5 protein-coding genes are annotated in these 4,594 nt (G+C 65.1%); all 5 read left to right on the forward strand.

Going from position 1 to position 4,594, the window contains the following annotated elements; genetic code table 11:
* The first annotated feature begins 174 nt into the window (after window positions 1–174).
* On the forward strand, window positions 175–513 hold the full coding sequence (locus tag ACQKJZ_RS18125) for a single-stranded DNA-binding protein (RefSeq protein ID WP_125962347.1): 339 nt from the start codon (window positions 175–177) through the stop codon (window positions 511–513).
* Between the two features lie 234 nt (window positions 514–747).
* Window positions 748–1,536, forward strand: coding sequence for a hypothetical protein (locus ACQKJZ_RS18130; RefSeq protein WP_133084755.1), 789 nt, complete (start codon window positions 748–750; stop codon window positions 1,534–1,536).
* 425 nt (window positions 1,537–1,961) lie between these two features.
* A complete protein-coding gene (locus ACQKJZ_RS18135) occupies window positions 1,962–2,936 on the forward strand; it encodes a DUF2493 domain-containing protein (RefSeq protein WP_133084754.1) in 975 nt (324 codons plus the stop codon).
* A 184-nt stretch (window positions 2,937–3,120) separates the two neighbouring features.
* The gene (locus tag ACQKJZ_RS18140; protein ID WP_133084753.1) at window positions 3,121–3,696 is read left to right on the forward strand and encodes a hypothetical protein; all 576 of its coding nucleotides are present in this window, start codon (window positions 3,121–3,123) and stop codon (window positions 3,694–3,696) included.
* A 387-nt stretch (window positions 3,697–4,083) separates the two neighbouring features.
* Window positions 4,084–4,305, forward strand: a complete 222-nt coding sequence (locus ACQKJZ_RS18145) for a hypothetical protein (RefSeq protein WP_125961533.1) — start codon at window positions 4,084–4,086, stop codon at window positions 4,303–4,305.
* The last annotated feature ends 289 nt before the right edge of the window (window positions 4,306–4,594 follow it).

The following is a 4,594-nucleotide window of genomic DNA, read 5'->3' on the forward strand; positions in this document are numbered from 1 at the left end:
TGGGAGGGGGTTTTTTCGGGTTTTTTTTTTTTTTTTTTTTTTTTTTTTTTCCCGCTCCACCCCCTTCCTGGCGGTTTCCCTGCGCTGACGCTCCGGTGCGGCGCACCCCCCGCCGCCGCCTTGTCAGTGGCATCCGGCGGAAATGGCCGCCGGCACCCACGAAGGACCAGCGCCATGAACATTGTGAATCTCCTCGGCCGGATCGCCAAGACCCCCGAAACCCGCACCGCCGGCACCACCACCATCACCACCCTGATCGTCGCCACCGACCGGGTGAAGCTTAACAATGAGGGCAAGAGCTACAAGGACCCTGAGACCGGCTACACCGCCAAGGAAACCGAATTCCACAAGGTCACCCTCTTCAACGGCCTCGGCAAGGCCGTCGCCGGCAACAAGGACAAGGGCGACATGATCGCGATCGAGGGTCGTCTCCACTATACCCGCTGGCAGGACCAGGGCGGCGTCGAACGCTTCGGCTGCGAAGTGATCGGCGAGAAGGTCCACTTCTGCTGATCACGAAAAGACGCCGCCCTGGCGGGCGGCGTCTCTCGCCGGTCCGATGAATTCTTAGCAGGATCAACAGGATATTATCGAATTTGCAGATAGTCGTTCAACCCGGTCTTGCCGACTCGCCAGGAGAACTGAGCATCGCCTGTCCAGGGGGTGTTGAGCTCCGGCGCAGCGCGGCAACCGTTCATTCGCGCTAAATTTAAGCTACCTAAAAACAATATCGGAGACGCCCGAAAAATGGACAGAGCCGAAGCCCTTGGCCGTGAACTGCTCTCGCTTGCCCGTGAACTGTCGAACGTCGGATATGATTGGCAGGACGACATGGTTGCCGTCGAAGGCCGATCCATGCTGCCCGAGCCAGACTGGATCCAGCAGGCCTCGACCCTCGAGGGCATGACGCACGCGCTCGAAGAGGCGCTCGAGGGCATGGACTTGCGTCCCGCGCCCGACGCGCCGCCGCTGGCGCCCGATGCTGTGTACACGCTTGGCGAATGGCAACAGCGCGCGCCGCTGCGCCAGATCGTGAGAGGCTTTGTCGAACCCGTGCGCCGCGTGCCGCTCGTCTCGCGCGTTCCGGAACCTGTCGTCCTCTACCTCGTCCACAAGCTGCCGGGCGGCGCGGAATCGCTCAAGCGCGAACATCACAAAGGGGTCGGCTGGCACTATCATTATCTCGACAAGCGCAAGGGCCGCTCCAATGTCGTCCTGTGCTGGGATACGCGCTGGGAGGCTGCGAAGACGGAGGAGGAGCGCAAGGCGCAGGGACCGCGTCCGATCTTCTGGGAGCATCACGGCGAGGGCAATGCCGACTTCAGCGCGCAGCCCTCGCTCTGGGGCGATCCCAAGCGCCAGTCCATGCGCGAGGTCTGCGCCGGCGATCTCAAGCGCAACATCAGCGAGTTTCGTCCGGCCTCCGATGACGCGGAGCCCGTATGGCCCTTGTTGTCGATCCTCACGCCCAGAGCCGTGACGCCCCCGCCGGCTGCGCCGGCGGCCCCTGCCGGTGGGGGGAAGAAGCGGCGTTAAGTGCTGAGGCAGGGCAGAGCGTTGATCAGGCGGGGTGCCTGGGGAAGAGGCAGGAGGGTCTGGCGCATCCCGGCTGCGCCGGGACCGGCGCTCTAGTCGCTGCGCTCCCGGAGCCACGCCCCTGGCGTGTCTCCGCCCTGCCGGGTGACGATCGCCTTGCGTGGGGTCCTGAAGCTGAGGGGGATTCTACATTATTCTCTCTTATGACCTCCTAGTGTGACATGCGGGGATCCGGGACCGTCAAGGATGAGCGGTTCCCCCAATTTTCAGCCGCCGCGGCCTGCGGCCCCGACAGCAGAAAATCGGTTCCCCCACTCCCCGCTGCGCGGCGGCGCCTGACGGGCGCCGTCCCTGACCGCCCCGACCACCGCATGCCCTGAGGAAGGCCTCATCACGAGGATGAGATCACATCCAAGGAGGCTTTCATGACCAATTTCACCAACTTCGCCGATCTCGCCCGTCACGTTGCCGACGCACGCAACGCAGACAACCAGATCCAAAGCTATGACGGTGCTTTCATCGAATATAGCGAGATGGCCAAGTTCAGCATCGTCGACGAACCCGAGCGCCTCGACATGCCCGACGCGGACCAGGTTCGCGCTGCGGTCGAAATGATGATGGCGACCCTGTTCGACGTGCTGCGGGACACCCGGATGGAGCCTTTCGCCGCCGATCTCGCCTGGGGCTTTGCCAACAGCTTCCATGTCGTCGCCAAGCGGGTGGAAGGCCGGGAGGACGACGCTGCCAAGAAGCTGGGCGAACTGGCCCGCCACTATGAGCCCTCGGAAATCTACGCCACCGAACTGGAGGAGACCCAGACGCTCTGCCAGACGCTCCAGGGATGCCGGGAAGCGCTGGAATGCATGCGGGACCACGCTGCCGAGGTCTATCGGGTGGAGACGGGCAAGCCCTTCTCGCCGGTCAAGGGCAGCCGGGTATCGAGCAGCCTCACCGCCTCGATGATCGACGCACGCGACTATCTTGCCGCGCGCAGCCGCACGCGCCGCGAACAATATGAGCCGCAGGGCCCCATCGTCGCTTTCTCGGGTGGTCAGCAATGGGAGGATGCGGACCTTCTGTTCGACGGTCTCGACAGCATCAAGGCGCGCATTCCCGAAATGATCCTCGCGACCACCGCCCAGTCGAAAGGCTGCGATGCCGTGGCGCACGCCTGGGCCGCATCGCGGGGCGTCAAGGTGATCCAGTTCCGCCTCGACCGCAGCCTCGGAAACCGCGCCGCCTTCGTGCGCAACGACCGAATTCTGGCTCTGAAGCCCGTCCACGCCGTCATCTGCGAAGGGACCGGCATCCAGGCAAACCTCGCCCAGAAGCTGCGCCAGGCAGGCGTCCCCCTCAACATCGTGCGCCTCGCCCAGCAGCGCCTCGCCAAGCAGGCCTGAAGGGCGATGGGGAGGCTCCGGTTCGCCGGGGCCTCCTCACCGATCTTCTTTCCCTGGCCGACCGGCGCTCGGGGGCATCGAACCCCCTCGCGCCGCACCTGTGCCCGGCATGTGCCGCGTCTCTTGGACCCGCGTCAAAGGGGAGGGGGATGGGAGGCGAAGAATTGCCAGAAGGAGGCTGGAGATGAGCATCGTTTTCCGTATCTCGACAGAGTTTGACGACCGCCCGGCCACTGCGGCAACCGTCAATGCCCGGCAGCTCGCCGCCTTCCGCGCGCTGCTGCGCTCGGAGGGCGAACGTACCGGCACCCGGCTAATCGATCCGGACGGAGAGGATGCGCTGCTCGCGGACACTTTCGAAGCCCGGGTCTGCCCTCTGGCACTCGCCGCGATCGCACGCATCTTCGACTATGCGACCGACGCCATCACGGTCATCGAGGAGGCTCAGTTTCGCAGTCGGCGGGTCCAGTTGTGGCGTGCCTCTCCGACCGGCCCGCTGCGCATGCGCGTGGCGCTCACCTCCGACCGGGGGCACGAACTCGACCTCTGCGAGGCACCCGCCATGGCCCTGCTCGAAAGCCTTGGCCTGCGCGCCGACATGGTGGGCGAAGTTCCTACCGAGACATTGCGCGGGCGCCTGGCAAACCCGACGGTTCAGCGCCGCCTGCGAGAGCAGGATCTGGACCGCTATCTCCCGCGTCTCGAGCGCCTGCTGGCCGACGCGCGCTTCGATGACAGTTCCCGGTTCGAATGGGCCTAAGCCTCCCCCAGAACGAACCGGCGGGGCGCGTCGCATCTTGTGCGGCGCGCCCCTTTTTTGCCTGCCTGGCGCAAGGTTCGCTGCCCGCTCGCTCGCGTATCGCACGGCCCCGCCGGGCCGCGCGGCGCTACGCCTCGGCCAGCGCGCCAAACCAAGGAAACATCTCTCACTGACGTCCCATTATGTCGGGCGGGCGAGGCCGCCTCAAGGATCGGCGGTTCCCCCAATTTTGCCGGGCGCACCGCTCCGCTTCGCTCCACGGCACACCCGACAAAATCGGCACCCCCACCGCCCGCTGCGCGGTCGCCGGCGATGCCGGCGCTCCTTGACCCGGCCTCGCCCGCCCGACGCCAGCCTTGCTGACATTGAAGACAGCAGGAGGCTATCATGCAGATCATCTCGACCACCGCTTACAACCACGCCGCCTATCTCGCCGCTATCGCCTGCGCCGAGCGCCGGGCGCTGCACAGCTACTTCGACCAGCATGTCGTTGAGGATGAGGAGGCGGGGTTCACTGCCATCGACGAGGGGGATTATGGGATGATGCCGATGACGCTCATCGACCGGGTCGTCCACACGGTGCCGGGACGACTGTCGGACGAGTTCTGACAGGGCGGGGAGGGGCCAGCGGCCTCTCCCCTTTTTTGCTGTCGGATGTATGCGGGAATGAGGGGCATCGAGCCCCTCCTTCCCGCCTCGGATCGCACCTTGAAGAGAGGGAATTCCTACCCGAAAGCACGAATGGCGCGACAGCCGTTCAGGCGGTCAGGCGCTTTTCAACCTCGTCCAGTCCGAGGGTTCGGATTGGACTTGCCCCGCTTAAGTGGAGAGGCATTTGCTCAGCGTGACGCGGTTCGTTCGAACTGCGCGGGGCTGATGTAGTCGAGCGCGGAGTGAC

The organism is Sphingomonas sp. NPDC019816 (assembly GCF_050274375.1).
In the GTDB taxonomy this organism is placed as follows: domain Bacteria; phylum Pseudomonadota; class Alphaproteobacteria; order Sphingomonadales; family Sphingomonadaceae; genus Sphingomonas.

Coding starts and splice junctions, on each gene's coding strand:
- ACQKJZ_RS18125 (WP_125962347.1), top strand. CDS start 175: ATGAACATTGTGAATCTCCTCGGCCGGATCGCCAAGACCCCCGAAACC.
- ACQKJZ_RS18130 (WP_133084755.1), top strand. CDS start 748: ATGGACAGAGCCGAAGCCCTTGGCCGTGAACTGCTCTCGCTTGCCCGT.
- ACQKJZ_RS18135 (WP_133084754.1), top strand. CDS start 1,962: ATGACCAATTTCACCAACTTCGCCGATCTCGCCCGTCACGTTGCCGAC.
- ACQKJZ_RS18140 (WP_133084753.1), top strand. CDS start 3,121: ATGAGCATCGTTTTCCGTATCTCGACAGAGTTTGACGACCGCCCGGCC.
- ACQKJZ_RS18145 (WP_125961533.1), top strand. CDS start 4,084: ATGCAGATCATCTCGACCACCGCTTACAACCACGCCGCCTATCTCGCC.